The following is a 25184-nucleotide window of genomic DNA, read 5'->3' as shown; positions in this document are numbered from 1 at the left end:
CACGCATAAATTGAAGTTTTTGATGCCCTTGCAACGCTCGAACACAGCGGACAAGTTCATTGTGGACCGCAGGAAACCTCATCGCAACAGCGATGTGGCGCGCGCGGTGCGCAAGACGCGCGACCGTCTTTCGCAGCAGGCGGGCAATCCCGATTTCGACCGTGAACTGCTGAATCTCCACGCCCGCGCCATGACAAGCGGCGCCGTGGCCATCCCGCTGCTGGTCCTGGCGATCGCCGCGGCTGGCCGGCTGGCCGGCGTCGGCAACGAGATCGGGCTCTGGGCGCTGTTCACGCTCACTTGCTATACCATCGTCGCCTTCATGGCCCGGCGCATTGAGCGCACGGAAGCTTCCGAGCTCAACCCCTTGCAAACGCGAAGGGAATTCCTGGTCGGCCACTTCCTTTGCGGCCTCGGTTGGGCCTGGTTCGTCCTGCTCGGCTGCGCCGCCTGCGAGGTCGACCAGTTCCAGGTGGTCAAGGCGGTGGTGATGCTGCTTGCCATGGCCGGGACGGCTCTCATGGCCTCGTCGCTCAGCGGAGCACTGCTGGTGACCTTTGCCGTGCCCGTCGCGCTCTATGCCTATGTCGGCACCAGATTGTGGATGCCGGTCGAGGCGATCATGGCAGGGCTGCTTGTCGTGTCGCTGCCTTTCTTCGCCTATGTCGCCCGTCAACTCAACCGCTCCTCCCTGATGCTGTTGTCGTTCCGCTCCGAAAAGGACGCGCTGATCGCCGAACTCGAGACGGCGAAATCGATGTCGGACGAGGCGCGGCGGCGGGCTGAGGATGCCAATCTGGCGAAGTCGCGCTTCCTCGCTTCGATGAGCCATGAATTGCGCACGCCGCTCAACGCCATTCTCGGCTTTTCCGAGGTGATGGCGAACGAAGTGCTGGGGCCGATGAGCAACCCCACCTATCGCGACTACGCCCATGACGTGCACGACTCCGGCCAGCATCTGCTCGACTTGATCAATGAGATCCTCGACCTGTCGCGCATCGAGGCCGGCCGCTACCAGCTCAACGAGGAGCCGGTGATGTTGCTGAACATCGTCGAGGATTGCTGCCATATGATGGAGTTGAGGGCGCGCAACAAGGACATCCGCGTCATCCAGGATTTCGAACAGACATTGCCGCGTCTGTTCGCCGACGAGCGCGCCGTGCGCCAGATCGCGCTCAACCTTTTGTCCAACGCCATAAAATTCACCGCCACCGGCGGCGAAATCCGCGTCCGCGTCGGCTGGACGGCGGGCGGCGGGCAATACATTTCGATCAAGGACAATGGCCCGGGCATTCCCGAGGACGAGATTCCGATCGTGCTTTCAGCCTTCGGCCAGGGCTCGATCGCCATCAAGAGCGCCGAGCAAGGCACCGGGCTTGGCCTGCCGATCGTGCAAGGGCTGCTTGCCATGCATGGCGGCGAATTCGAGCTCCATTCCAAGCTGCGCGAAGGCACCGAGGCGATTGCCATCTTCCCGCTGAGCCGAGTGATGGAAGAGCTGCCGGCATTGCCGACCGCGGCAGTAGCGGCACGGCGGCGATAGGCGCTACCTCGTCAACGCCGCGTATGCCTCGTGGCTAACCCCGAACAGCCGCCGCCATGCCCGAACTGGTCAGCGCCGCGGCCTTGACGAGGCCTGCGCCAAGCGCCGCCCCCGCCCCCTCGCCATGGCTTATGCCGAGGTCGAGCAGCGGGCGCAAACCGAGGAGCTCGGCGGCTCTTGCGTGCGCGGGCTCCGGCGACAGGCTGGCGAGAAGACAATGGTCTAGCGCTGCGGGGTTCGCGGCATAAAGCACCGCCGCTGCGGCCGTTGCCGCAAAGCCGTCAAGCAGCACGGGAATCTTCTGCATCCGCGCGGCGAGGATGGCGCCGGCTATCGCCGCGAACTCGCGGCCGCCGACCCGGCGCAACACCTCCAGCGGGTCCTCTAGATGGTCGCCGTGAAACGCCAGTGCCGCATCGACCACCTCCGCCTTGCGCGCCTGCGTGGCCGCATCCGCGCCGGATCCCGGACCGACCCAATCGGCACCCCTGCCCCCGAACAGTGCCGCAAACAGCGCGGCAGCGACGGTGGAATTGCCGACACCGAGATCCCCGAGGCAAAGCAGGTCGGTGCCGCCGGCGATCGCTTCCATGCCGAAGGCCATGGTCGCCGCGCAACCGCGCTCGTCAAGCGCGGCATCATCGGTGATGTCGCCGGTCGGGATGTGCAGCGCAAGATCGAACACTTTCAGCCCGAGATCGTTGGCGATGCAGATCTGGTTGATCGCCGCGCCACCGGCGGCGCAAAGCTCGACCGCATTGGCTGTTGCTGCCACCGGGCGTGGCGAAATGCCATGTCTGACCACGCCATGATTGCCGGCGAAGACCGCCATCAGCGGCCTTGTCACGGCGGGCGGAGCCCTGCCGCTCCAGGCCGCAAGCCACGCGGCGATCTCCTCGATGCGGCCGAGCGAATGCGCTGGCTTGTCCGCCTTGGCGAACAGCGCATGCACGCGCGCTTCCGCCTTGAGATCGGCAGCCGGCAAATTGTCGAGCAGGTTGCGAAAATCGTCGAAAGGTAACGCGCTGGTCATGTCGTGAGCAATCATTCCTGGGTTTGGTGAGCGGCATAGCCGCGTTGCGTGATCAGCACAACCTCCCCCAAACATCCGCCTTGATTGCCGCAAAGATGGCCCGGGACGGCGCGATTGCGAGGGCTTGCATTGGCTTTGCCGTTGCACCATGTGGAGATGGAAGAGCGGATTCCAAACGGGTCGCTCGTGAGAAAGTCATGACGGCCATCGAATCGCCCTGCATCCTCGTCTGTTCGATCGACATGAAAACCGGCTTCTGCTTCGGTTGCGGCCGCACGCGCGAGGAAATCGGCGCCTGGATGGGGATGACGCCCGAAACGCGCCGCAATGTGATGGCCGAACTGCCGGCCCGGCTGGAAACGGTCGAGCGCCGGCCGCGCCGGGAAACGCGCCGCACCCGCATGGCGCGCGAACGCGACGCACTCTAGCGAGGCACGGATGAGCAGCCGGCTGTTCTGGATAATGATGGCGGTGATCGGCGTGGGCGCGGTCCTGCTCATGCTCAACGATTCCGCCGGCAGCACGCTGGGCGTGGAAAATTACGATTTCGGCCGGCTGATCTGGCTTGGCGCCTTCGGCGCCCTGATCGGTGCCGGCCTGCTGCGGTCAGGCCGCCCGCTGGGCGCGATGGCCCGCAACCTTGGCGCCTGGGCGGCAATCGTGCTCGCCCTGATCACCGGCTACCAGTATCGCTACGAACTGCAGGACGTCGCCAGCCGGGTGACGGCGGGCCTCGTTCCCGGCAGCCCGCTGGCGCTTGGCGTCGAAGACGGCCACGCCACCGTGACCCTCGACAAGGCCGACAACGGCCATTTCGAGGCGCGCATCCTGGTCAACGGCAACCCGGTGCGGGCCGTGGTCGATACCGGCGCTACCAGCACGGTGCTGACGTCGGAGGACGCGCAAGCCGCCGGCTTCAACCCTGCCGCGCTCAACTACACGATACCGGTGTCGACAGCCAACGGCATGGCGCGCGCCGCGGCGGTCAAAACCGACGCGGTGGCGATCGGCGGTATCGTGCGCAAGGACATGTCGGTGATGGTCGCGGCCCCTGGCATGCTGAGCCAGAGCCTGCTCGGCATGAACTTCATCGGTTCGCTGTCAGGCTTCGACGTGCGCGGCGACCGCATGATCCTCAGGGACTAAAGCAGTTCACCGTTTCATGGAAACGGTGAGCTGCTCCCACTCTTTGCTTCGACGCAATTCACGGACGGAAAACCGTTTTACACTGTCCTGGAATTGCTCCAGCTCAGGCCGCTTCGGCGGTCCCTGCGCCAAAGTCGACGGCCGCAAACGCCGTCTTCAGCACATCAGGCCCGGCACCGGGCCGGTTCGCGTCGGTCGACAGGATCTGGCGGTAACGGCGCGCGCCGGGCAGCCCATGGAACAGCCCGACCATATGGCGGGTGACATGGCCGAGCCGCCCGCCCTGTTCGATGTGGCGCGCTGCATAACCCGCCATCGCGTCGATAAGCGCTGCGAAGTCGAACGCCTCGGGCTTTGCGCCATAGAAGCCGGCGTCGAGACCGGCCAGAATGCCTGGTGTATGGTAGGCGGCGCGTCCAAGCATGGCGCCGTTAACCCGATCGAGATGCGCCCGCGCCTCTTCAAGTGACTGAACACCACCATTGATGCCTATGAATTTGCCCGGTTTTCCAGCCTTCAGCCGATAGACCCTGTCATAGTCAAGCGGCGGAATGTCTCGGTTTTCCTTGGGGCTCAGCCCTTCCAGCCATGCCTTGCGCGCATGCACCCACAACGCGTCGGCGCCGGCATCGAAGACCCCGTCGGCCAGCGTATCGAGCGCCGGCTCGGGATCCTGTTCGTCAACGCCGATGCGGCATTTGACGGTGACGGGGATCGTCACCGCAGCTTTCATCGCCGCGACGCACTCGGCGACAAGGTTGGGCACTTGCATCAGGCAGGCACCGAACGTCCCCGACTGGACGCGGTCGGATGGGCAGCCGACATTGAGATTGATTTCATCATAGCCGAAAGCCTCGCCAATGCGCGCCGCCTCGGCAAGTTTCGCGGGATCGGAACCGCCGAGCTGCAAGGCGACCGGATGTTCCACCGCATCGAAGCCAAGCAATCGATCGCGCGCGCCGTGGAGGACCGCGTCTGCCACCACCATTTCGGTGTAAAGCAGCGCACGGTTCGTCAGCTGGCGATGGAAGAACCGGCAATGTCGGTCCGTCCAGTCCATCATCGGGGCCACGGCCACTCTATGATCTTGATTTTTCAGCATTTTTTCTTTAACATCAAATCGTTAGAACCTGACGAGTGCACACGAATTTACGCCAGAATACGACCCTTTTCGCCACGTTTCGATCTCTCAGTGCACACGGAGCGCACACGAAAAAATGGCCACCTACACAAAGCTCTCGTCCGGTTCCTGGCGTGTCCAAGTCCGTCGCAAGGGTCGCTACGTCAGCGAGACCTTCCTGCGCCGAGACGACGCCCGGCGTTGGGCCACCGAAACCGAGCGCCAGGTCGATCGAGGTGAGACGCCGACCAAGTCCCGCATAGCGCGCCTCAAAACCTTCGGCGAACTGATAGACCTTCATATCGACGACATGTGCGATGTAGGCAAGTCCCCTCGCCGCTCCAAGGCCGCGGCCCTCGATATGCTCCAACGGCATTTGGGGAAGTGCAACCTAGCAGTGCTCGATCGCGAACGGCTCATTCGTTTTGGTCGTGACCGCGCCGCCCAAGGTGCCGGACCGATGACCCTCGGTATCGACATCGGCTTTATAAAACTTGTTCTTACTCACGCCGCTGCGGTCCACGGCCTGCCCGTCAAGGTCGAACCGGTTGATTTCGCGCGTGTCGCCCTAACGAGGCTCGGTCTCGTTGGCAAAGGCCTACAGCGAGATAGACGACCGACACAGGATGAACTCGACAAGCTCATCGCTCACTTCGAGGCAAACGCTCGCCAGATTGCACCGATTAGCCAGATCATTAGGTTCGCTATCGCAACCGCGATGCGCCAGGAAGAGATCTGCAAGGCGCGTTGGTCCGATTTGGAATCTCGCACGCGGATGCTCCTTGTCCGCGACAGGAAGGACCCTCGAAACAAGAACGGTAACAACCAGCGCATACCGCTGTTTGCAGCCACTGGGTATGATGCGTGGGCCATTGTTGAAGAGCGGCTGACAAAGCGTAGCAATGACGACGATCGAATTTTCCCGTTCAACCATCGGTCAGTTGGAACTGCGTTCCGTCGAGGATGTACTGACCTAAGAATCCACGATCTTCATTTTCATGACTTGCGTCACGAAGGGACGAGCCGGCTATTCGAAGCTGGGTTCACAATCGAACAGGTAGCGCTGGTTACAGGACATAAGGATTGGAAGATGTTGCGGCGCTATACGCACCTCAAGCCGGAAATGCTCCACACTATCCAAGCAGCGAGGGCTGCATAGTTGACGCGAGTGGCGGTATCAGTCCGCAATCTCCGGCGACGTTGAACGCCTCCGATGGATAGCCGCGGCTACAATCGCGATGCTTTGAAATAACGATTCAAAACGGGATCTCGTCATCAAGCTCTCTGTGCTTGACCGCCGGAGGCGCGATCTGCCTGGCTGGCGCAGGGAGAGCCTTGGGTGATGGCGGAGGTCCAAGCCTCGTGGTCTCAGCGTCTTCTGCCTCTTTGTCGGCGCCGATTAAGCTTGTGATAGTGGCAATGGCCTGCGGCGCCTCAGCTAGGAAACCGGTGGCCCCACCGACGCCAACGCTGACAGCAGCAATGACTGCCAAGACCTTCGCAAAACTAACGCGCGGCTGAGAGAGTTCCACCGATAGTTCGTCCAACTTGCGGAGGAGTCGTTTCCGACGGTCTTCAGGTAGATCCCCGGCCGAGATAATCTGGCGCAGCTTATTAAGCTGCTGCTCGATGCGTCCCCGTGTTTTGCTCGCCAAGCGAACTGAAGTTTCCGGGGCTCCGACCGTGCTGCGGAGACGAATCCGTGTTGTCGTGGCGGTCGCCTTTAACAGGAAATCATCAAACTCTTCCATGGGGTTTTGCATGTCAGACGGGTAGGCAAAGCCCACAAACCCCAGCTCTTCCGCAGCAGCCGCTATGACAGCCATGTACTGAGTTCTGATCCCCCGATCATAGTGCTCGGGACTTTCCCCCGTTATCATGGCATTCATGTTGCGACGGCAAATTTCCTCAAGTGCGGCGAATTTCGCATCCGGCTCGAAAGGAAGGGTCGCAAACTCGCGGCCAGAAATAATCTCATCTGCCATTGGCTGAATCCTCCCGCTGCCCTTGGGTCAGTTATTTAGGATTGGATGAGATCGTTCGCAATGCGGCTCAAAGCGAGCTTCGTCGCGCAGCCTGCCAGCCGAGATGGCTAACCCAGTATGAAGCCTTGGTTACATCAGAGTTACATCAGCAAGATTGGTGCGATGCAACTCAATATAAGCATCTGAAATGGCTGGTGGACCGAGTAAGGAGCATGCCGGCGTTGCCGAACTTTCCAACCTGCCATTCTTCCACGGGAGAGATGCCGCCAAGCCGGAGCCCCACGTATATGACGCCCACGAGAAGTTCACAAAACAGGCGCATGCTGTTCGGATTCCTCGGACGAAAGCGCCGTCACGAGCTTGATGGCTTCGTCCCAGTGTCGCGCCACGTCAGCACGGGTGATGGTGCGGTCCGGTCGGTAGGCTGCCAGATCGCCCGCAAATGCCTTCAGGTCGTGCAATACGGACGCAATGTGCGGCCATGGGAAATCCGTCGGATCGCCGATGTCCCGATCGGCGCCAACAATCATCTCCAGCTTTGCGATGATCCCAGCGAGCGACAGAGCAGCAACGCTGGGGATTGCATCCTGAAATTTGAGTGCTTCGGTCATGGCAAACACCTCTGCCTCGCGAGCCGCCGCATATTCGGCGCTCGCATCCGGCGCGGCCACCGACATCCGCCAAGACAAGGATTCGCCTGGGGTCAATACCGGAATTCCGGTATTGGCCATCATTCGTGCCTCTAAACGTTGCTGAACCCGACACAACAGCAATGAGGCATATCGAGCTTGTCGCCACCCGCTCCAGAGACCTAAAGCCGGGTCTATTGTTTGCCGTTCGTGACCGTCCGGCTTATCGCCTTGCCGGTCGATGACGAAAGGCAAAGTCGTGGTATTGTCGGAATCAGCCATGATCCGAGCTCCAGACAGCTTTGGCGTGGTCAGGCTAGGCACGGTGCGTCAACACTGCGTCTAGCCGCACCCTCGACAACCGGCCAAGGGTATCCACTGATACCTTTGGATCATAGCGCAATGATCTAAAGGGATCAACAGAAATTGGTGACAGCAGCACAAATGCGGGCGGCCCGAGCTTTGATTGGCCTATCACAATCGGAGCTTTCCAAGCGGGCCGGCGTTTCAATTCCTACTGTAAAACGCTGTGAGAGCGACAGTGCGCGCGTCGCTGCAGTCTCTGCTGAAACCCAGGACAAAATCCGCGTTGTTCTTGAGGCAGAGGGTGTGGAATTCACTAACGGCAATCATCCGGGCGTCAGATTGCGGCGGCCCTGACCGACGAAGCGGCGGGAATAGAGTTTATCCCAGAGAATGGCGGTGGCCCTGGCGTTCGTTTGTCTCGCAATCAGAGCTAACGCTCTGCTCGCCATGCAACTGGATCCTCCACCCACCGATTGATATCGGATTCTCGCCAGCCCGCCCCGTTGACGCTGATCTTGATCTGAGCTGGGAACGTGCCTTCGACGATCTTGCGATACATGGTTGAGCGGGACAGGCCGGTCCGGTCAAGGACGGTTCTCAGGCGTATGATGCGATCCGGCTCGGACATAGCTCGCCTGCTTCTCACTGGTTGTTGCCGGTACCTGCTGGGACAGACAGCGCGAACCGATGATCGACGCAATCGAAGTTGTCACCTCGCCTATCTATGGCGTGTAGCCGACGGCAAAACGGAGAAAGGTCAAAGTCCAAGGCCCCTTCCCACGCCGATGCCGTGGCTGAACGCGAGCTCCAGACCCAGGCGCCGGCCGGACTCGCTGTGAATGCCGAGATCGCGCTTGCGGTTGGTGAGCAGGGATTCCAGTTGTGGATCGCGTTCAAGGCTCTTGGCCATATCGGACATGGCCGTGCGCGTTGACTTATAACTCGACATGTCGCCGGCCTGATATTGGTCCTGGCTTGCCCGGTGGAGCTTCTGCCAACGATCCACGAACCGGTCGGCGCGGCGGCCGGGATCGATGTCCATTCCGGTGCGGATTTCCGTCTCAAGCTGGAGAGCAATCACGATGCGGCTGACGCGGCCGGCGCCCGCCTCGCGGACAAGCTCGGGATTCTTGACGTAGGCCGCTTCGGCATCGCGCCAGCCATGAGGCCGCACCTTCTCGAAAGCGCTACGGGCATCCCTCAACTCGCGCATCTGCTCGAGACTGCCCTGTCCGTCCGAGTTTCCAGTACTGAGGATCGCATCGATAGCACGCGCGTGACGCACAAGCGCCTGGGTGCGGGCTCGGCGCATTTCTGCTTCGAGGTTCTCGGGCACATTCGTGTCGCGCTGCGCTCCCCTGGCAGAAGGATCTCTTTCCGGCGTCGGGCCTGGATCTCCGATCCGCACCCCAACATCTTCCCTTCCCGGTCTTCGCCCACTGTCCTGGCTCAGCTCGCCGTCTCCGGGCGAGCGCAACCCGTCCAGCAGTCCGCCGATCCTGTCGCGCAGCTTCTCCGGAACAATCCGACGCACGATTTCGACCACGCGCTGTCGGAACGTGATGCCGCGCCGCTCGGCATAGCTCTGCGCCGGGTCGATCTGCTCGTAATCCGACGCCATGTCTTTCGCGCGGTCCCGTGACAGCGTTCGGTCCAGCCGGTCCCGCGTACTGAAGTCGTCACCTCCGTAATGCAGGTCCATCCTGTCTCGATGCCGCGACAGTGCGACGTAGCTGCCATGCGCATCCATGCCAGGCGTGGCGAGCACATAGGTCCGGTCGACGGTCATGCCCTGCGCCTTGTGAATGGTCGCGGCATAGCCGTGGTCGATGTGTGCGTAGTCTTTCAGATCGAACCGCACCGACCTCGCATCGTCGACGCGAACTGTCATGCTCTGTGTGCTGACTTCCTCCACGATGCCCAGCGTGCCGTTCTTGACGCCAAGCCCGCGCTCGTTGCGCAGGAACATGACCCGGTCACCGCTGGCGAAGGCCCTTGCACCTCGTTCCACATCCACGTGAACATCGTCGCCGAGTGCTCCAGCAGCGCGCAGCCGCTCGCGCGCTGCCTGGTTCAGGGCGCGCACCTCGTCGTTTGTGTGGGTGAGAATGATACGGCTTGCCTCTGGATGCGTCTGCCTGTCGCGATCCCAGCGCTCGACGAGTTCACCTCGCGCTTCGTCGCGCGTTGCAGCCTGATGCACCATTCCTTGCGCGTCGTAGGCGCTGATTACGGCACCGATCCTGCCGGTTGCCAGATCGCGTGTGGCATCGCGCTGCCAGCCCTCGCGCTGCCGACGCACCTGGCCGATTTCGACGCCGCCATGACGCTCGTGGATAGAGCGGAATGCAGCGCCGGCTTCGATTGCCTGTAACTGCTGCGGATCACCAACCAACACGACCTTTGCGCCAACGTCCGCCGCATGGGAGAGCACGCGCTCCAACTGGCGCGTGCCGACCATGCCGGCCTCATCGATCACCAGGACATCGCGCGTGGTGAGCAGGTCACGGCCCTGTCCCCAGCCATGCTCCATACTGGCGATGGTGCGTGACGAGATGCCTGATCCGCCTTCCAGATTCTCGGCGGCAATGCCGGAGAGTGCCGCGCCTCGAACCTCGTAGCCTGCCGCTGCCCATGCCTGGCGCGCAACGCCCAGCATGGCGCTCTTTCCCGTTCCGGCAAACCCGACAATGACACCAAGACCGCGACAGTCGGTGATATGTGCAAGCGCATCGCTCTGCTCGCCTGACAGGACAAGCCCGCGTTGCGCAGCCCGCGCCAGAGCTGCCTCGCGATGTACGTCACTCACCGCGTGTCGCTCGTCCCCGGCCATGTGTTCGGCAGCGCGGTGAAGGCGCTGTTCGGTCTCGATCATCTGCTTGGTGGTGAACCGGTCTTCGCCGCGTCCGTCCTTGCCGAGTTCGACCAGATCGGGCGCGTTGCTGATGGCTTGCACAACATCGCCGAACTGCTCCATTCCATCGCTGTGCCGATGCGCAAATTTCGCGATGTCCTTTCGGGTGAAGGTCGATTGCTGATGGGTGATGGCATCGAGCGCCACGGATGGATCGGCAATGATGCGCGCACCATTGTTGCGCGCAATCTCGCGATGCAGTTCGGCGCGATCTGCTTCACTATCGACAGCAGCAATGCCACTGCTCTCGATGCGTTGAGCCGGTGCACCAATCTGCGTTTGCGGCTCCAGGGCAATGCCCTGCGCTTCCAGACTGCGATGATCGATGCGGGCGTCGATGTCGAGTTCGGCAAGGCGTTCATTGGCAAGCTCCGCCCATCGCTCGCGCCAACGCTCGACCATCCGGGTAGAATTCCAGTCTCGAACCTTTGACCCAAAACCATTCTCGTCCACGGACCGCATGGTGAGCATGACATGAGCATGCGGTTTTAGACTGCCATCCTCCGCCCTGTCCCAATGCACATTGAGATCGGCGACCATGCCCTTGCTGACAAACTCGTCCCGAACAAAGTCGCGCGCCAGTTCGATGCCTTGCACCTGGCTGAGTTCTCGCGGCAGGGCGAACTCGACCTCGCGGGCGAGCTGGGCATCCTTGCGGACCTCGGAAGCCTCGACATCGTTCCACAGCCGTTCGCGGTCGCGCCAGACCTCCGGTGCATTCGCAGGCAGCATCACCTCGGAATGGACGACACCGCGCTTGGCGGAGAAATCATGCGTGCGTTCGATCCGCTCATCGCGCAACCGCGAAGCCGAACGGTACGCGGCTGACGCGACAGCGCTTGAGCCTGCCTTGCGGCCAATGACTTTGACATGAAGATGATAGATCGCCATCGCGACCAGATCATTTGCATGTCAAAGCGTACGTCGGCACGACGTATAAGCGCGCCCTCCCTCGAAAAATTCTCGGGATGGACCAGCCCGTCCCGGGCTGTCTCGGCAACCCCGAAGCCTTCTGGCGGACGCTCCCCTATCATCGCCACATCGACAATCAATGGAGACAGCCATGCGTAAACCACGCGATTTCAACACCGAACTGAAGGCGCTGGAAGAAAAGGCGCGCGGGTTAAAAACGCGAAAGGTCCAGCAACTTGGCGAGCTGGTGATCGCCACCGGTGCCGATCAGCTCAGCAGCGACGAACTGGCCGGCGCACTGGTCGCAATTGCCGAGACGAAAGACACCTCAAAGCGTGAGGCATGGGCCAAGCGTGGAGTGATGTTTTTCGAGAGCCGGTCCCGGCGAACTGCTCCGGCATCTCAGCGCAACCCACGCGGCGCTCCAGCGCAACCGGGCAGCCCACAATCGCCGGCAAGCGGCACAGGCTCGCAATGACATGCGCGCCTGGCAGGTCGAGCGTCGCAAGCGTACACGACATCTGATCGAACTCGGTGCGACAGGAGGACAGGCAGGCGCAAATCCGCGAGAATGTCTTCGGTGGCGCCGCCAAGCACGAAGTCCCTGACGCGGGAGTGGCCGTATCCGCCCATGACAAGCAGGTTGCCGCCGATCTTCAGGGCATGTTCCTGAAGCGCTGTTCCGATTGAACTGTCCCCTGCCTGGATGGAGACAGCCTTGGCCACCAGACCGCGCGTCCTCAGGCCCAGCGCAAGGCGTTCGCCGATGCCCTGCCCGGGAAGTGGCTTTTCGTCGGTCACGGTCACAACGGTGACCATCGAGGCACGTTCAAGAAACGCTCGCGCGTCGGACGTGATCGCCGTAAGGCCGGACGCTATGGTGAGCAGGTTCTTGACGCGGTGGCTCATTTCGCCGGCGAGAAGCTCACGGCCCTCCTCGGCCTGCTTGCGGCCGGTCACATCAATGAAAATGCCGAACATCAGCCGCTGGACCATGCCTTCGTCGTCGCCCTGGCCCCGGGCGGAGATCCACTTGAGCTCGTCGCCGATCATGATCCTGAAATCAATCTCGTAGGGGCCGACGATCGACCGGGTGGCGTTGAAGGCGGCACGCACCCGATCGCGGTCGGCCGGATGGATGTGCGCGGACAGGTCTTCAAACTTGACGTCTTTGGTGCGCGGAATGCCCCACAGGTCATAGGCCCGGTCATCCATCGCCAGCGCATCGGTGTCGACATTCCACGACCAGAGGGTCACCCCTGCGGCCTCGACAGCCCGGATGAGGTTCTTGGGTTCCCAAAGGAGTGGCTTGAGATGTTCAGCGGTGGTTGTCATTGTGACTCGCAAGAATCTCGGAAGAGCAGGAAACGGCTTCGAAGTTGGAACACTGGCCTGACTAGCCGGAGGTCAATGAAGGTCGATGAAAAAGTCGCAGATCAGATCCGCAACCTTGACGGCTTCGAAATCCGTCATATGCGCGGCTGTTTCCACCGCCGTCCGTTCCAGGTCGTCCTGATCGACGGCCAAAAGATCGAGGATCCGGGCGAACCTGATCTTGAGTTCCCGGTCCCCTTCGAACTCGTTGATGGTGACCTGCAGGATGCTCTCTGTGGCGTTGATCAGGCGGGTCTGGATGCTGTCAGACGACGCTGCAAGGGTGCGTATCGCCGCGAAAAAATGCTCTCGCGCATTGGCTTTGGCTTCGTCCATGTGAATACCTTCTTCGCTTTCAGGGCACGCCTTGGACGGGTGGCATGGGAAGCGATTGATGAGCGCAGGAAATAGGATCGTGTTCTGCGACGCACTCACCTGGCGGCGCATTGCACGGTCTCGGACCTTCCGGATGGGGAGGCAAGCGGTCCGTAGCACAGTTTTGTGCAATTACCCAACTGCGTTTGGGGGTGCACGTAACTAGACCTCCCGGCTTCGTGAGGTTTCGCCATCCCCAAAGTCGAGGTCCATTACTCGGGGTGCGAAGGGCCCTCTTCCACAACCGGAGGTCGGTAAGTATCGCCGGAACGAATTGCGCCGCCCGCCGTTGCGTCTGCAGCTTGAAGCAGGGAACGGGGATAATCCATGGGCAAAGACGAAGACGACGCCCGCACGGCGGAGCGTGATCGGCTGGCAATCAGTCTGGCCAAGGAAACCGGAATCTCCGAAGCGCAGGCACGTGACCTCATCAACATGCTTGGGACTGATCGCAATTCGCTGCTGCGCGAAGCACGCCTGATATATGGCCAGCGCCTGCGCTAGACGGCCGCGCGAGATCAGTCGACCGTCGAATCGATAACCCCATAATCCACGGATTTTGCGGAGCGGTCTCTGCCGTGGCCAGAAGCATTTTGACCAAGTCGAAGCAACTCCCGCACCGCGTCGGAACGGCTCGGCATTCTTCTGTCGAAGCGCCACGGGTCGAGAACCGCGAGTTCTTCGGAATTCAGCATGATCTGGAGACGATAAGTGCGCTTTTGAATTGTCATCCGCTCTCCTGCTGCCGTTTTAGCCATCGCATTCGGTGACCTAGCCCTCTTCCGCCAGGCAGCGGATCGGCTGCCCCGCCCGGGGCAGCCGCATGAATGAGTATGCGGAAACTTAGGCATAGGCGAGGTCGACGCTGGCCATTGCGCCCCTTCCCCCTGGGGCGCGCGGACGCGGCGCGGCTGATACCGGGCATGGCGGCGGGTCATCGTCATCGTCAGGGCCGAAGAACCGGCCGCTCCGTCGCCAGGCGTCGCGACGTGGAGAGGGCCGCCAAGGCAGAACGCGTGCCGAAAATCTGTCCCCTGCTTCGGGCATCTCATCCAAGGCCTTCAAGGCACTTATAATCCGTTCGACAGGGATGACGGTTCCATTGTCCAGCCGGCGTAGCGTCGGTTGATTTTCCACCGCATATGCGTCGGATGCCCACGAGGCGAGCAAAGCCCGCTTCTCGGCACGGCTGAGACGTGGATGGCGGATGACCTCCTCAGGATCGCCGAGCAGGTACAAAACCGCTTCGCTTTGTGGCAAGCGTTGGAAAGTATTCATCGAAGTCTGGTTCTGGGTGTTCATCTCCGTTCTCCGCAATCTGAGCCTCCCGGCCGAAACCGGGAGGCGGACCGCAGTGTTATGGGTGAATGGACGCGATGATCACGCGGCTTTGCGCGCGCGTTCCGTGTCCTGCGAGATCTGCTTGCTGACCGCAGCATCGCCGGCCCCGATGCTGATGCGGCGCGGCTTCAGCTCCTCGGGAATCTCCCGGACGATGTCGATTGCGAGGAGGCCGTTCTCAAGGGTTGCCCCCTTGATCTTCATGTGGTCGGCCAGTCTGAACGTCTGCCTGAAGCTGCGATAGGCGATCCCCTGGTGGAGCAACTGGCGTCCGCTCTGGTCATCGGCCTTTTGGCCCACGACAACCAGCTCCGGGCCATGCTGGGTCAGCTCAACCTCGTCCGGGCTGAACCCCGCAATCGCCATGGCGATGCGATAGTCGTTCTCGCCGACCTTCTCGATGTTGTAGGGCGGCCAGTCGGTCCTGGCGCCGCTGTCGAGCATGTCGAAAAGACGGTCGAAACCGACGGTGGTGCGATACAGAGAGTCAAAGCTTCTCATAGCCACATTCTCCTTGAAGCAACATGGGTACAAGGGACGCCGACCATGCGGCGCCGCCGTTTTGTCGAGCCATACAGCCTCGACGGCGGATGACTTAGGAGCCGACCAAAACGCCTTCAAGAGCCCTGCCGAAAATTTCATTCTGTCACCTGCTCTCTGCGACGAAGCAGGTGGTACTGATGCCCTCGCGGAGGTCACGCGGGCGGTGAGACCTCCGCGAGGTTGCCATCGATAAAATTGCCGATCTACATCAAAGTTAAATGCGGCTTGCTGGGCCGTCAGCCATTGATGACGCTCCGCTCAGAGGAACATGCCATGCCAACTGTCCAACGCATCGCTGAGTCCGATCCTCTCCTGTCTACACGCGTCGAGGTGGTCGAAGCCTGCAGCGAGTGGTTCGTTCATGTTGTCGAGGACGGCCGAGACCATACGCGGTCGTTTGACGTCGAGGCTTTCGCGCTGAATTACGCCGAGGGCCAGTGTTCGCGGTTGAACCTCAAGGAGTATCTACGGATCTAACTTTTGCGTGCGCAGGGCGCATGACTGGAACTTAAATTGCTGAAACGCATTGTCACCCGCCTGGAACATGGGGCGGGGATAGAGCATGCATGCGCACGTCGTTCTACTTGTCGAAGACGAAGCCCTGATTTTGCTCGACGTTGAAGCCGGTCTTTCCGAAGCCGGTTTCGAGGTCGTCGGAGCCAAGAACGCAGCCGAAGCCCTCACACAGTTCGATGCCGAGCCCGCTAAATTTGCAGGGCTGGTCACGGACATCAGGCTCGGCGACGGAAAATCCGGATGGGATATAGCGCGGCACGTCAGGGAGACGTGGCCTTCAATGCCTGTCGTTTACATGAGCGGCGACAGCGCGTTCGAATGGCATGCTCAAGGCGTCCCCGATAGCGTCATGATCCAGAAGCCCTTTGTGATCGCGCAAATCATAACGGCGCTTTCGCAGCTGTTGAACCAGCCGCCGATTCAGCCGGGAGACGGTCCGTCCGACTGATGACTAGGCGCTCCATCCCGACGTCAGGATGAGTGACGCCTCGAAAACTTGTGCCCCCGTATCGCTACGCACTTTGACGGTAAGTTTCACGAGTTCGTGGTCCGGCATCTCTTCGCGGGTGACATCATGGAGAATCCGCACCGCCTCAACCCGCGCACGTTCCCGTGATTCCAGCAGTTGGCCTTCGTCGTCGAGGACATGGCCGTTGCTGTTATAGACGTCGAAAAAGTACCGGTTCATGTCACGCCATTTGCATCAGGGATTTGGGTCAATTCCCGTCAACGGCCTTGGTTCCTGTTCACGCTGGCATTTCATCGTAAAAGCGGGCATTTTTCGCATTCAGCGACGGGCCCGTTCTCAAGGGCAATTGAACCCTCGCCTCGCCCAGAAGGCCTGGCGACCGGCACTCAAATCCGGACACGGCGAGCCCTAACATGCTTGAACCTCTCTACCTGCAGCTTGGCCAACACGATAAGCTCTCCGACGAAGAGAAAGCTCTCTTGGCCGACATCCTTTCTCCGGGGCGTGATTTTGCGGTGGGGCAGGACCTCGTTTCGGAGGGCTCACGACCCGCGTACAGCACCTTGCTGCTTGAGGGCCTGGCAGCCCGCTACAAAGTGCTGGAAGACGGTGGCCGGCAGTTTACATCATTGCAGGTGGCAGGCGATTTCGTCGACCTCCATGCCTTTCTGCTCAAGACGATGGACCACGGCATCATAGCACTGTCGCCTTGCCGTGTTCTGTTCGCGGATCATGCACGCCTGCGTATGGTCACGGAACAGGCGCCCCACCTCACGCGCCACCTGTGGCTCGACACGCTGATTGACGGAGCCATTCACCGCGAATGGATCGTGGCCATGGGCCGCCGCTCCAAGACTTCACATCTTGCCCATCTCATTTGCGAGCTGTTTTTGCGATTGCAGGTGGTCAAGCACACCAATGGGATGAGCTTCCATTTTCCATTGTCTCAAGCTGAGGTCGCGGACGTCCTGGGTCTGTCCGTCGTGCATATGAACAGGGTGATCGGCGAGGTTCGGAGAGCTGGTCTCGTTACATGGGTCAACCATACCATCAAGATCCTTGACTGGGACCGGCTTGCGGAGTTGGCGGAGTTTGACCCGACCTACCTAAGCCAGTTTTGCGAGCCCCGGTGACATCGACCAAGGGAAGCTGCCCGGGAAAGGCAACCGTCAGCTCACCTCGTCTACGTTGCAGACCCCTAAGGCCAACAGGTAGCCTCTGGCTTCCGCCGTGTGCTGGCGGCGGTGAGGCCTTGCAGTCACCTTTCAGGAGCGTAATCCAGTTGGCTAAGTACTTGGCTTGATCCGCGGGTCCCCTCAATTCCAAGCTTGGCGGAGAGGAACGCGGCACCCATCTCGGCGACCAATTCTTCGGCCCTGCGTACCCTGCGTCGATGTAGCGTCGATATACGCCTCGCAAGCCGGAAACGCAGCATACGGTTCAAGTTGCGGGGGCATCCTTAAAATTTCAAACGTTGGCGCTTGCTGAGGAATACCTATCATCCTCTCGCAGGTGCTCCGTGGAAAACGCAGCGATGATCGCCTCGAGCGATACATTCAGGGCGTTCGAAAAGGTCCTGCCCTTCTGCCAAATGGCCACGTAATGATACAGAGCGGATGGTTCCACTGGCTTTATCCCCAGGTGAAACGCCGCGTATTCGCGCGCAATGATCTCATTGGTTATCGAAATGCCGAGGCCAGCCGAAACGTATCCGGCTTCGTGACCGTTGCAATCGAATTCCACTAATATGTCCGGCTCGACGCCGGCGAAGCGCATTGCATTGAAGTTCATTTGGTGGGCCGCGAACTGGGGATCGATATCGACGATCGTTTCGCCTGCCAGGTCGTGAGCCTCGATACCGGCCTGTTTTGAAAAACGGTGGTCGGGATGGAAGATGCATACGTTTCGTGCCGATCCAAGCGGCGCCCACTCAAACAGGCTTGGATCCCGGGGCAGTCTCGAGATTCCAATATCCGCCCGGCCGGCCAGGATGTGCTCGCCGATCTGCTCGTAGCTTCCCGAAATCGAGCGGACATTCGACGCGGTCTTTGCGTGGATGATCGCCACGACCTTGGGCAAGGTCACGAAACCGAAAACAGAAGGCGCGGCAATCGCAATCCTCTGCTTTTCCTCGTTCTTCATTGCGAAAATCGACGCCTCCAGCCGATCCAGGGACGTCAGGGCAAGTTCTACGTTTCGCAGGAGTTCCCAGGCCTCCTGCAAGGGCACGATGCGGTTGGCCGACCTCTTGAAGACTGTGATGCCGAGCGTGCTCTCGAGTTGCTTCACATGTTGACTGACGGCAGGCTGGCTTATCCCGAGCGCAACCGCTGCTCGCCTTGTCGAACCGGCCCGCAAAACTTCTCGGAAGACTTTCAACTGACGGAGCTTGAGGTCGCTCTGTAGCAACTCCATACTCGACACCGTCGAAGGAGAGCGAACGAGCGGTGTAAAGGCCCAGCGCCCGCAGGTCCCGGGCAAGCACCTCCATCGCCGCCACGCCACCTGCCTCTATCGCCTCGACGAACTCCGCCCGGGTCGAGAACGGAAAGTCTTCCCCGCCCCACAGGCCGAGCCTCTGGGCGTAGGCCAGGTTGTCGACGGTGGTCGCGCCTGTTGCGGAGACGTAGACGACCCGGGCGTCCGGCAGCGCATGCTGCAGGCGCAGGCCGGCGCGGCCCTGCTGCGAGGGGGCCACATCACCGCGCTCCCGCTTGCCGCCGCCGGCGTTCTGCATTGCATGCGCCTCGTCGAAAATGACCACTCCATTGAAATCGGAGCCCAACCATTCTACGATCTGCTTGAGCCGCGAAACCTTCTCGCCGCGGTCGTCGGAACGCAGCGTGGCATAGGTTGTAAACAGGACGCCTTCCGCCAGAGTGATGGGGCGGCCTTGCGGAAGCGCGACAGTGGAGTGACCAGCAGACGCTCCATTCCAAGCGCCGACCAGTCGCGCTGAGCATCCTCAAGCAGCTTGTCCGACTTGGATGTCCAAACGGCCTTGCGGCGGCCCTGCAGCCAATTGTCGAGGACGATACTGGCGGACTCCCGGCCTTTGCCGACGCCGGTGCCGTCGCCGATAAAAAACCCCTGCCGGAAGCGCACCGCCCCTTCCGCATCCTGCGGCGCGGCTTTGACGATATCGAAGGTACCGTCGTCGACCAACCATGAACCGGCGAGAAAGCCCGAATGTCTCAGAGCCAGCTTCCAGAGGAAGATGACATGCTCCCGAAATGCCCGAAGTGATCGCAGGTTGGCGGGCACCGCGTGATACTCATAGTATCCGCAGACGACCTGCCTGAGCCATTTCGCTTGTTCGCGAATTGGCTGGTTTCTCAACCATCGCAGCCGGTCCTTGATCTCCCGGAGCTTCGCCCATACGGTCGCGGCGGGACTTCCGCAGAAGCATGAAGTCTCCCCGCAGTGATTTGCCGCAGATATGGGTAAAGCCGAGAAAGTCGAAGGTTTCCGGTTTTCCGAGACCACGTTCCCGACGACGACTGGCCGCGTAGCGGCCAAACGTTATCAGGCGCGTTTTCTCAGGGTGCAATGACAGAGAGAACTTCTCCAACCGTTCTCGCATCTCGATCTGGAATCGGTGTGCGTCGGCTTCTCGTTCGAAGCCCACCACGATATCGTCCGCGTAGCGCACGATGATCATGTCGCCCGTGGCTGACCGCTGTCGCCAGCGGTTAGCCCAAAGGTCGAAGACGTAGTGCAGGTAGAGGTTCGCGAGCAGTGGCGAAGCCACCGATCCCTGACCCGTTCCCTGTTCAGACGTCGTGACGATCCCTTCTTCCAAAACGCCCGCCTTCAGCCACTTCTGGATGAGACGGATGACGCGCTGGTGCCGATCCGATGGTTCAGGAACCTGACCAGCCATTCCCGACTGACCCGGTCGAAGAACTGCTGGATATCAGCGTCCAGTATGAAGTTCACCTTTCGCTTTTCGGTCCCGACCGCGAGTGCGTCCAGCGCATCGTGCTGGCCGCGTCCGGGCCGGAAACCATACGAGAACCCGAGGAAGTCTTCCTCGTAGATCGCGTTGAGCACCGCGACCGTCGCTCTTTGGACAATTTTATCCTCAAGGGCGGCGATGGCGAGCGGGCGTTGGCGTCCGTCCAGCTTTGGTATGTACTGCCGCTGTGCGGGCTTGCCCGGTATGCACCTCTTTGGAGCCTATCGCGCAGATTCTCGATCAGGTGATCAAGGTCCGCTTCGTAGGCTCGCCATGTCAGCCCATCGACGCCGGGGGCTGCATCACGCCGTAAAGCGTAGAATGCCGTCCTCAACGTTTCGAGATTGAGATGGTGAAAGAGGCTGGTGAACCTCTCCTGCTTCCTAAGTCTTGCGACTTGCCGTATGCGGTCCAGCGCATGTGACACGCTTTCCCGGTCCTGTGCCCGGCGCGTGGTTTGCTGATCCGCATTTCCATTGGTCGCTGCCCTTGGCTCCACCGACTCCGCAGCCGGTTCCCCGGCCTTGTTCGTCAGCTTCATAGCTACTATGACAACGTCTGACTTCTCACGATCGTTCATCATCGGCTCATGCTTTCGCTTTCCCGATACGGACCAAGGAAGGTGATACCGCCTTGGTCAATCGTGAGATCTCCCGGTTCCCGAACAAGGAATTTCCGCACATGCCAGGTTCTACGACCACGCCGAGTTGGTCGGGCACTCGCAATAACGCGCCCTACCATGTTGCCTTCCGGAGCATCCACGCCGTCGGCACTCGAGATTAGGTCCCTTACGCGGCTCAATGGCTGGCCTGTGCTTTCTCCTACCGACGCTTCACCAACGACCTCGCGGGCGTAGGCGCACGGCTCGGAGCCAATGTGGATTGCTACTCCTTCACTGAAATGGATCACCATTCTATTCCTTGCCGGTTTTTCCGGCGCTCGGACGCGGGACCGACTGTCCCCGTCCGCGGCGGTCCGCATCTCCCGGTTGGTTTGGCTTTCAAGCTTCTTGCTGGATTCAGTCGACTCCGCCGAACCCGCGGCAGAGGGAACGATTTGAAAGAAAACTCGTTTGCCCTGACCGGAAACAGGATGAACGACATGGTTGCGCCACGTGCTGTCTGGAAGGGCTTTTTGAAGGTTGGATCGGTGACCTGCGGGGTGAAGATTGTCGGCGCCACCAGCGAGGCATCCAAGATCCACTTCAAAATTTTGAACCGCAAGGACGGTCTTCCTGTCAAAAGCGTCTATGCCGACGAGAAGACAGGAAAGACCGTCGACGCAGAAGACCAGGTCAAGGGGTTCGAGGTCGAGAAGGATGAATTCCTTCAGATCGAGCCCGCGGATATCAAGGCGCTTAAGCTCACCTCGGATCACACGCTTGAAGTCGGTGAGTTTGTCGCGATCAATGAGATAGACACCCGCTATCTGGAGAAGCCCTACTACCTCATTCCAGCCGACGGCGCGGCCGTCGAGGCCTACGGCGTGATCCGCGATGCGATGAAGAACAAGGGAGTCGCAGCCCGATCCTGCATCGTGCTCTATCAGCGCGGCCGGGAAGTTGTGATCCAGCCTTACGGCAAGGGCATGGTGATGACCGAGTTGCGAAACCACAACGAGATGGTCTCCGAAGACAGTGTCTTCGATGGTTTGACCAAGGCGAAATACGATCCCGAATTGCTCGAAATCGCAGGCATGCTGATCGACAAAAAGGTGACAACTTTCGATCCCTCGAAATTCGAGGACACCTACGAAGATGCGCTCATTGCCATGATTGATGCGAAGCGCAAGGGCAAGTCGCCACCGAAAGCGGCGCCGAAGCCGAAGGAGAACGTCATCAACCTAGCCGAGGTGCTTAAGAAAAGCCTTAAGCAGGAAGGGCTAGCGACACCTAAAAAGAGCGCTCCGAAGCGCAAGAGCGCTTAGTACAACCGGACACAGAGCCGACCGAGGAGACGTTTGTGACCCATTTGACTGTGGAGCAATGTCGGGCGGCGCGGGCTTTGCTGGACTGGTCACAAGCCAGGCTTGGCGCCAAAGCGCAGGTCAGCGAGGGGACGGTTCGGGACTTCGAGAAAGGGAAGCGCATTCCGGCCGCCGGCATGATTGTCGCGATGCGATCGGCGCTCGAACTGGCGGGGGTGGCCTTTCTGAGTGATGGCGGGACGGTCCATGGCGGACCCGGCGTTCGGCTCAAGAGGTCAACGGCGTCGCGCACGCCTATCCAGGATAGCGAAGCGGGAATTATTCAGAACAGCGAAATGTAAGCCGCAACAAGTCGAGCCCGTCATTACCGCTGATCATTGTACGGCTCTTTCGTTTGTCCAACCATCTTCGCCAGTTCCGAAAACGGTGGAATGTCGGCCTCGCCCTGGGCATTGTTCGCGATCTGCAAAAGCCGAATCGGGAAGCAGATGGCGTCGCGATTGGCCGGCGACATATCCTCATATGTCCGCTCATCGCCCGTCACATTGGCCTCGGCCTTTCGCAGCGCGATGTCGATGTCGTCGATCGAAAGCAGGCCTTTGTGGACCAGCAAATTGTTGATCGACGCGACTGCCATCATCAGACCTTCAAGCTGAAGATTGGCGACGTTCATGGCCGAGCACTCTTTACCTGTCCTGATGGGTTCTGTCCGTCCGATTGATGCGTCTTGTCATCGACTTCGTCCACGGGACGCGTCAATCCAACTCCGCCCTTGGGCTTCTTGTTTCCAGCTGCGTCCTGGGAGAACGCATCCGATGGGTCGGCACCCGTCTTGGCGGGATATTTCGTCGCGCCGGTTTCGCGATGGTTTTCATTGTCAGACATTTTTCGGTGCTCCTCTGTGATCATCGATAACAGGCCTGCACCCCTGCGAGTTCCGCGCGGCATGGAACATTCCTGACGGCCGGTCGTTGGCCAGCAAAGGAGATGACGGGATGGCCAAGATCAAAACCTCAACGCTGCAATTGCCGAGGAACCAGAGGCAGCCGGTGTCGAAATCCAGCGTAAAGGCCCTGGCACCAATGACTCCGGCCCAGGCGCCAGCCAGCCCCAAGACGATAGGCGCTCCGCCCGAACGTGCCAGCGCTTTGGCGGCCCCCTTCACGACCCGACGAAGCGACGCACGTCCGGTGGCTGGCAAGACACCTCGCCCAACCGACACACCAGGAGAATAGGCATGCCGCCCAAACCAGAGCCGAACGAAGAACCGCCGGTGGATGCACCAAGCTGGACCCCAGATGTGCGGGAGCCTGACCCTGACCTCTTGCCGGACGAATTGCCCGTCCCCAACCCCGACGAGAACCGTGGCCCTCCAAAGCGAGCTCTGACATGAGCGAAGATTATATTCGCAGGGGTGGGTGCCTCTGTGGTGCGGTTCGCTTCTCGGTCAACGGCGCTCCGCTTCGTGTTGGCCTTTGCCATTGTCAGGATTGCCGCCGCTCGAGCGGCAGCGCCTTCAACTTCTTCGGTGTTTGGGCGCGGTCGGATTATCAGGGGACTGGCGACCTACGGGCGTTCAATGGCCGAAGCTTTTGCCCCGATTGCGGATCGCGCATCGCCTCTTTGCGGGACGACGAGGCGGAGATCATGCTGGGCGCTCTGGACCTCGCCCCGAGCGACATCATTCCAGGCTATGAACTCTGGATCGACCGGCGCGAGCCTTGGCTGATGGATCTGCAATGGGCAGAGCAATTCCAACATGATCAAGAGACCGAAACCCCCGACTCGGCTTGAGCCGGCGGACACATCTGCTCTCGCGGTCCGCTCTCTCGATCTTCTCGCGATCGATGCGTCTTGTCAGGCAGCCTCCGTTGGTCTGCCCCCCAAAAGTACGACTGGATGCAAATGTTCACGACAAACAAGCGTTTCCGTCAAATGACATTGACGGATGTTCCGCGATATTTCGCGGCGGATTACACGATTGCCGGGTGGGGTGACTAACGAATGTGTTGCCGTTCTGCCGGGTACGGGAACCGCGCCTCTCGACGCTCGTTACTTCCGTGCTGCGCAGACTACGGCCCGACAAGGCTTGCATGCGCGGCCGTACCTGTTCCATCGATCTCAGGACATCATGATGACCCAGAACGAGACCGAACTGACCGCCCGTCTTGCGCGCGAGCATGGCATCTCCGAAGGCGCTGTCACCGCTGTTCTAGACGCTTTGCGGCGTGGGGGCGGGACCATGGCCCAGTTCAGTCACGTCGACTTCGGAGGCATGTCGCAATGGTCTTCCGGCATGACGATGGTCGGCGACATGTTCAACGGCAGCCTCAAGGCGAAGCTCAACGCTATCGCGGGCGAGCTTTCCGCCTACCTCCGCGATCATCCAGCCGAGGGGCGCAACGACGATACGAATGTGAGCTATCGCTCGGCTGGTTTGGCAACCGCCGGCTCGTGGTGGCCTGACGAGTTTGGAAGCCCGTCTGCCGCTGGCTCCCAGAACCATATGCGCTACGCGGCGTTTAACGAGAAGCGCCGTCTGGTCATCGACGATCATGGAAACACGATAATCTACGATACCGGAGATCATCGCATATCTGGTGTTTCACAGAGCCAGAGCACGGACACGACATTGACCTTCGTAAGCCAGCACGGCGTGGTCCGCGTCTCTGATCTCCAGCGCGTCGATGCTGCTTAGGTCAGGCCCGCAATTACGCAGACAGTAACGCTCATTGGCGCACGTGCAGCGCAGTAACCGGAGGACTCCGCAATGACGCAATCGACACCGATGCCACCTAACCCAATGGTTGAGCAGCCTGCCAGCGAGGTTCCTCGGACCATCAACGGGGGAGAGCTCCCCGCTGTCTAAATCCGGTCAGCAGCAGGCGGTGCAACCTCGGCACTCACCGAAGGCACCAAGCGGGTATGAGAACTTTCGGTGACGCCGAACGAGTCACTGCAGCGGAATTTGGCTCGGCGGATTCAGGAATGGATAGTTCCAGGCGAATTGACACGCTGATCGATTAGCGCCGCCGCCGGAGCCAGTGGGTCGTTGCGGGAATCACGCCAGAGGCCCAGCCTCACTACGAAAGGG

31 protein-coding genes and 1 pseudogene are annotated in these 25184 nt (G+C 60.6%); 14 read left to right on the top strand and 18 right to left on the bottom strand.

The window, feature by feature from the left end; genetic code table 11:
- Positions 1-22: 22 nt before the first annotated feature.
- A complete protein-coding gene (locus FJ977_RS19265; RefSeq protein WP_140773788.1) occupies positions 23-1543 on the top strand; it encodes a HAMP domain-containing sensor histidine kinase in 1521 nt (506 codons plus the stop codon).
- Positions 1544-1577: 34 nt separating this feature from the next.
- Here the strand turns inward: FJ977_RS19265 and FJ977_RS19260 are convergent, their stop codons facing one another.
- Entirely contained in the window at positions 1578-2576 is a 999-nt protein-coding gene (locus tag FJ977_RS19260; RefSeq protein WP_140773787.1) for a nicotinate-nucleotide--dimethylbenzimidazole phosphoribosyltransferase, read from the bottom strand.
- Positions 2577-2773: 197 nt separating this feature from the next.
- Between FJ977_RS19260 and FJ977_RS19255 the strand changes: the two genes are divergently transcribed.
- The gene (locus FJ977_RS19255; RefSeq protein WP_010909481.1) at positions 2774-3004 is read left to right on the top strand and encodes a DUF1289 domain-containing protein; all 231 of its coding nucleotides are present in this window, start codon (positions 2774-2776) and stop codon (positions 3002-3004) included.
- Between the two features lie 10 nt (positions 3005-3014).
- Positions 3015-3722, top strand: a complete 708-nt coding sequence (locus FJ977_RS19250; protein WP_140773786.1) for a TIGR02281 family clan AA aspartic protease — start codon at positions 3015-3017, stop codon at positions 3720-3722.
- 103 nt (positions 3723-3825) lie between these two features.
- On the opposite strand, the gene dusA is transcribed toward FJ977_RS19250, so the two are convergent.
- On the bottom strand, positions 3826-4824 hold the full coding sequence (gene dusA, locus FJ977_RS19245; protein WP_140773785.1) for a tRNA dihydrouridine(20/20a) synthase DusA: 999 nt from the start codon (positions 4822-4824) through the stop codon (positions 3826-3828).
- A 115-nt stretch (positions 4825-4939) separates the two neighbouring features.
- On the opposite strand from dusA, the gene FJ977_RS19240 reads away from it, so the two are divergent.
- Positions 4940-6001 carry a site-specific integrase gene (locus FJ977_RS19240; protein ID WP_140773784.1) on the top strand — a complete coding sequence of 354 codons (1062 nt, stop codon included), beginning with the start codon at positions 4940-4942 and terminating at the stop codon, positions 5999-6001.
- A gap of 97 nt (positions 6002-6098) precedes the next feature.
- Here FJ977_RS19240 and FJ977_RS19235 read toward each other — a convergent pair whose 3' ends face one another.
- Positions 6099-6827, bottom strand: a complete 729-nt coding sequence (locus FJ977_RS19235) for a hypothetical protein (RefSeq protein WP_140773783.1) — start codon at positions 6825-6827, stop codon at positions 6099-6101.
- A 305-nt stretch (positions 6828-7132) separates the two neighbouring features.
- Entirely contained in the window at positions 7133-7738 is a 606-nt protein-coding gene (locus tag FJ977_RS19230; protein WP_246683192.1) for a hypothetical protein, read from the bottom strand.
- Between the two features lie 162 nt (positions 7739-7900).
- Between FJ977_RS19230 and FJ977_RS19225 the strand changes: the two genes are divergently transcribed.
- A complete protein-coding gene (locus FJ977_RS19225; RefSeq protein ID WP_210243845.1) occupies positions 7901-8116 on the top strand; it encodes a helix-turn-helix transcriptional regulator in 216 nt (71 codons plus the stop codon).
- Between the two features lie 76 nt (positions 8117-8192).
- On the opposite strand, the gene FJ977_RS19220 is transcribed toward FJ977_RS19225, so the two are convergent.
- Both FJ977_RS19220 and traA read right to left on the bottom strand, forming a co-directional pair.
- A complete protein-coding gene (locus FJ977_RS19220) occupies positions 8193-8390 on the bottom strand; it encodes an AlpA family phage regulatory protein (RefSeq protein WP_140773782.1) in 198 nt (65 codons plus the stop codon).
- 129 nt (positions 8391-8519) lie between these two features.
- Positions 8520-11567, bottom strand: coding sequence for a Ti-type conjugative transfer relaxase TraA (gene traA, locus FJ977_RS19215; RefSeq protein ID WP_140773781.1), 3048 nt, complete (start codon positions 11565-11567; stop codon positions 8520-8522).
- 172 nt (positions 11568-11739) lie between these two features.
- On the opposite strand from traA, the gene FJ977_RS19210 reads away from it, so the two are divergent.
- Positions 11740-12066, top strand: coding sequence for a conjugal transfer protein TraD (locus tag FJ977_RS19210; protein WP_140773780.1), 327 nt, complete (start codon positions 11740-11742; stop codon positions 12064-12066).
- Here the strand turns inward: FJ977_RS19210 and FJ977_RS36310 are convergent.
- The gene (locus FJ977_RS36310) at positions 11991-12923 is read right to left on the bottom strand and encodes a universal stress protein (RefSeq protein WP_246683191.1); all 933 of its coding nucleotides are present in this window, start codon (positions 12921-12923) and stop codon (positions 11991-11993) included. The two genes, FJ977_RS19210 and FJ977_RS36310, sit on opposite strands and share 76 nt — an antisense overlap.
- Before the next feature lie 72 nt (positions 12924-12995).
- Entirely contained in the window at positions 12996-13409 is a 414-nt protein-coding gene (locus FJ977_RS19200) for a hypothetical protein (protein WP_246683186.1), read from the bottom strand.
- Positions 13410-13664: 255 nt separating this feature from the next.
- Here FJ977_RS19200 and FJ977_RS35875 point away from each other — a divergent pair, with 255 nt between their 5' ends.
- Positions 13665-13841: a hypothetical protein gene (locus tag FJ977_RS35875; RefSeq protein WP_181179957.1), complete on the top strand. Its 177-nt coding sequence runs from the start codon at positions 13665-13667 to the stop codon at positions 13839-13841.
- A 14-nt stretch (positions 13842-13855) separates the two neighbouring features.
- Here FJ977_RS35875 and FJ977_RS19195 read toward each other — a convergent pair whose 3' ends face one another.
- The 3 genes from FJ977_RS19195 to FJ977_RS19185 all read right to left on the bottom strand — a co-directional run bounded on the left by FJ977_RS19195 (position 13856) and on the right by FJ977_RS19185 (position 15179).
- Entirely contained in the window at positions 13856-14068 is a 213-nt protein-coding gene (locus tag FJ977_RS19195; protein ID WP_140773779.1) for a hypothetical protein, read from the bottom strand.
- 112 nt (positions 14069-14180) lie between these two features.
- A complete protein-coding gene (locus FJ977_RS19190) occupies positions 14181-14639 on the bottom strand; it encodes a hypothetical protein (protein ID WP_140773778.1) in 459 nt (152 codons plus the stop codon).
- Between the two features lie 78 nt (positions 14640-14717).
- On the bottom strand, positions 14718-15179 hold the full coding sequence (locus FJ977_RS19185) for an Hsp20 family protein (RefSeq protein ID WP_140773970.1): 462 nt from the start codon (positions 15177-15179) through the stop codon (positions 14718-14720).
- Between the two features lie 315 nt (positions 15180-15494).
- Between FJ977_RS19185 and FJ977_RS19180 the strand changes: the two genes are divergently transcribed.
- Together FJ977_RS19180 and FJ977_RS19175 are read left to right on the top strand one after the other, a co-directional pair.
- Positions 15495-15698 (top strand): hypothetical protein, encoded by a 204-nt coding sequence (locus tag FJ977_RS19180; protein ID WP_140773777.1) that lies wholly within the window; start codon positions 15495-15497, stop codon positions 15696-15698.
- 85 nt (positions 15699-15783) lie between these two features.
- Positions 15784-16185 (top strand): response regulator, encoded by a 402-nt coding sequence (locus FJ977_RS19175; protein WP_140773776.1) that lies wholly within the window; start codon positions 15784-15786, stop codon positions 16183-16185.
- Between the two features lie 3 nt (positions 16186-16188).
- Here FJ977_RS19175 and FJ977_RS19170 read toward each other — a convergent pair whose 3' ends face one another.
- Positions 16189-16425 (bottom strand): hypothetical protein, encoded by a 237-nt coding sequence (locus FJ977_RS19170; RefSeq protein WP_140773775.1) that lies wholly within the window; start codon positions 16423-16425, stop codon positions 16189-16191.
- 194 nt (positions 16426-16619) lie between these two features.
- Here FJ977_RS19170 and FJ977_RS19165 point away from each other — a divergent pair, with 194 nt between their 5' ends.
- Positions 16620-17339 carry a Crp/Fnr family transcriptional regulator gene (locus FJ977_RS19165; RefSeq protein ID WP_140773774.1) on the top strand — a complete coding sequence of 240 codons (720 nt, stop codon included), beginning with the start codon at positions 16620-16622 and terminating at the stop codon, positions 17337-17339.
- Positions 17340-17673: 334 nt separating this feature from the next.
- Here the strand turns inward: FJ977_RS19165 and FJ977_RS19160 are convergent, their stop codons facing one another.
- The 4 genes and pseudogenes from FJ977_RS19160 to FJ977_RS36755 all read right to left on the bottom strand — a co-directional run bounded on the left by FJ977_RS19160 (position 17674) and on the right by FJ977_RS36755 (position 20283).
- Entirely contained in the window at positions 17674-18621 is a 948-nt protein-coding gene (locus tag FJ977_RS19160) for a LysR family transcriptional regulator (protein WP_140773969.1), read from the bottom strand.
- Positions 18620-19398 (bottom strand): annotated as a pseudogene (locus FJ977_RS19155) (strawberry notch family protein); the annotation flags it as partial. The pseudogene FJ977_RS19155 and the gene FJ977_RS19160, both read right to left, overlap by 2 nt.
- An 82-nt stretch (positions 19399-19480) precedes the next feature.
- Entirely contained in the window at positions 19481-20089 is a 609-nt protein-coding gene (locus tag FJ977_RS36760) for a reverse transcriptase domain-containing protein (protein WP_348643218.1), read from the bottom strand.
- Positions 20020-20283: a reverse transcriptase domain-containing protein gene (locus FJ977_RS36755; RefSeq protein ID WP_348643219.1), complete on the bottom strand. Its 264-nt coding sequence runs from the start codon at positions 20281-20283 to the stop codon at positions 20020-20022. Before FJ977_RS36755 ends, FJ977_RS36760 begins: the two co-directional genes overlap by 70 nt.
- Positions 20284-21265: 982 nt before the next feature.
- Between FJ977_RS36755 and FJ977_RS19140 the strand changes: the two genes are divergently transcribed.
- Together FJ977_RS19140 and FJ977_RS19135 are read left to right on the top strand one after the other, a co-directional pair.
- Positions 21266-22090: a Ku protein gene (locus FJ977_RS19140; RefSeq protein ID WP_140773968.1), complete on the top strand. Its 825-nt coding sequence runs from the start codon at positions 21266-21268 to the stop codon at positions 22088-22090.
- 35 nt (positions 22091-22125) lie between these two features.
- Positions 22126-22431 (top strand): helix-turn-helix transcriptional regulator, encoded by a 306-nt coding sequence (locus FJ977_RS19135; RefSeq protein WP_348643217.1) that lies wholly within the window; start codon positions 22126-22128, stop codon positions 22429-22431.
- Between the two features lie 23 nt (positions 22432-22454).
- Here FJ977_RS19135 and FJ977_RS19130 read toward each other — a convergent pair whose 3' ends face one another.
- Positions 22455-22763 (bottom strand): hypothetical protein, encoded by a 309-nt coding sequence (locus tag FJ977_RS19130; protein ID WP_140773773.1) that lies wholly within the window; start codon positions 22761-22763, stop codon positions 22455-22457.
- On the bottom strand, positions 22760-22975 hold the full coding sequence (locus FJ977_RS19125; RefSeq protein WP_181179955.1) for a hypothetical protein: 216 nt from the start codon (positions 22973-22975) through the stop codon (positions 22760-22762). The genes FJ977_RS19130 and FJ977_RS19125 overlap by 4 nt, the downstream gene beginning before the upstream one ends.
- Before the next feature lie 504 nt (positions 22976-23479).
- On the opposite strand from FJ977_RS19125, the gene FJ977_RS19120 reads away from it, so the two are divergent.
- Together FJ977_RS19120 and FJ977_RS19115 are read left to right on the top strand one after the other, a co-directional pair.
- Positions 23480-23884 carry a GFA family protein gene (locus FJ977_RS19120; protein WP_140773772.1) on the top strand — a complete coding sequence of 135 codons (405 nt, stop codon included), beginning with the start codon at positions 23480-23482 and terminating at the stop codon, positions 23882-23884.
- Positions 23885-24224: 340 nt separating this feature from the next.
- The gene (locus FJ977_RS19115) at positions 24225-24788 is read left to right on the top strand and encodes a hypothetical protein (protein ID WP_246683184.1); all 564 of its coding nucleotides are present in this window, start codon (positions 24225-24227) and stop codon (positions 24786-24788) included.
- Positions 24789-25184 lie beyond the last annotated feature (396 nt).

It is taken from the genome of Mesorhizobium sp. B2-1-3A (genome assembly GCF_006442655.1).
Taxonomy (GTDB): Bacteria; Pseudomonadota; Alphaproteobacteria; order Rhizobiales; family Rhizobiaceae; genus Mesorhizobium.
This window is presented reverse-complemented; position numbering and strand designations above follow the sequence as displayed.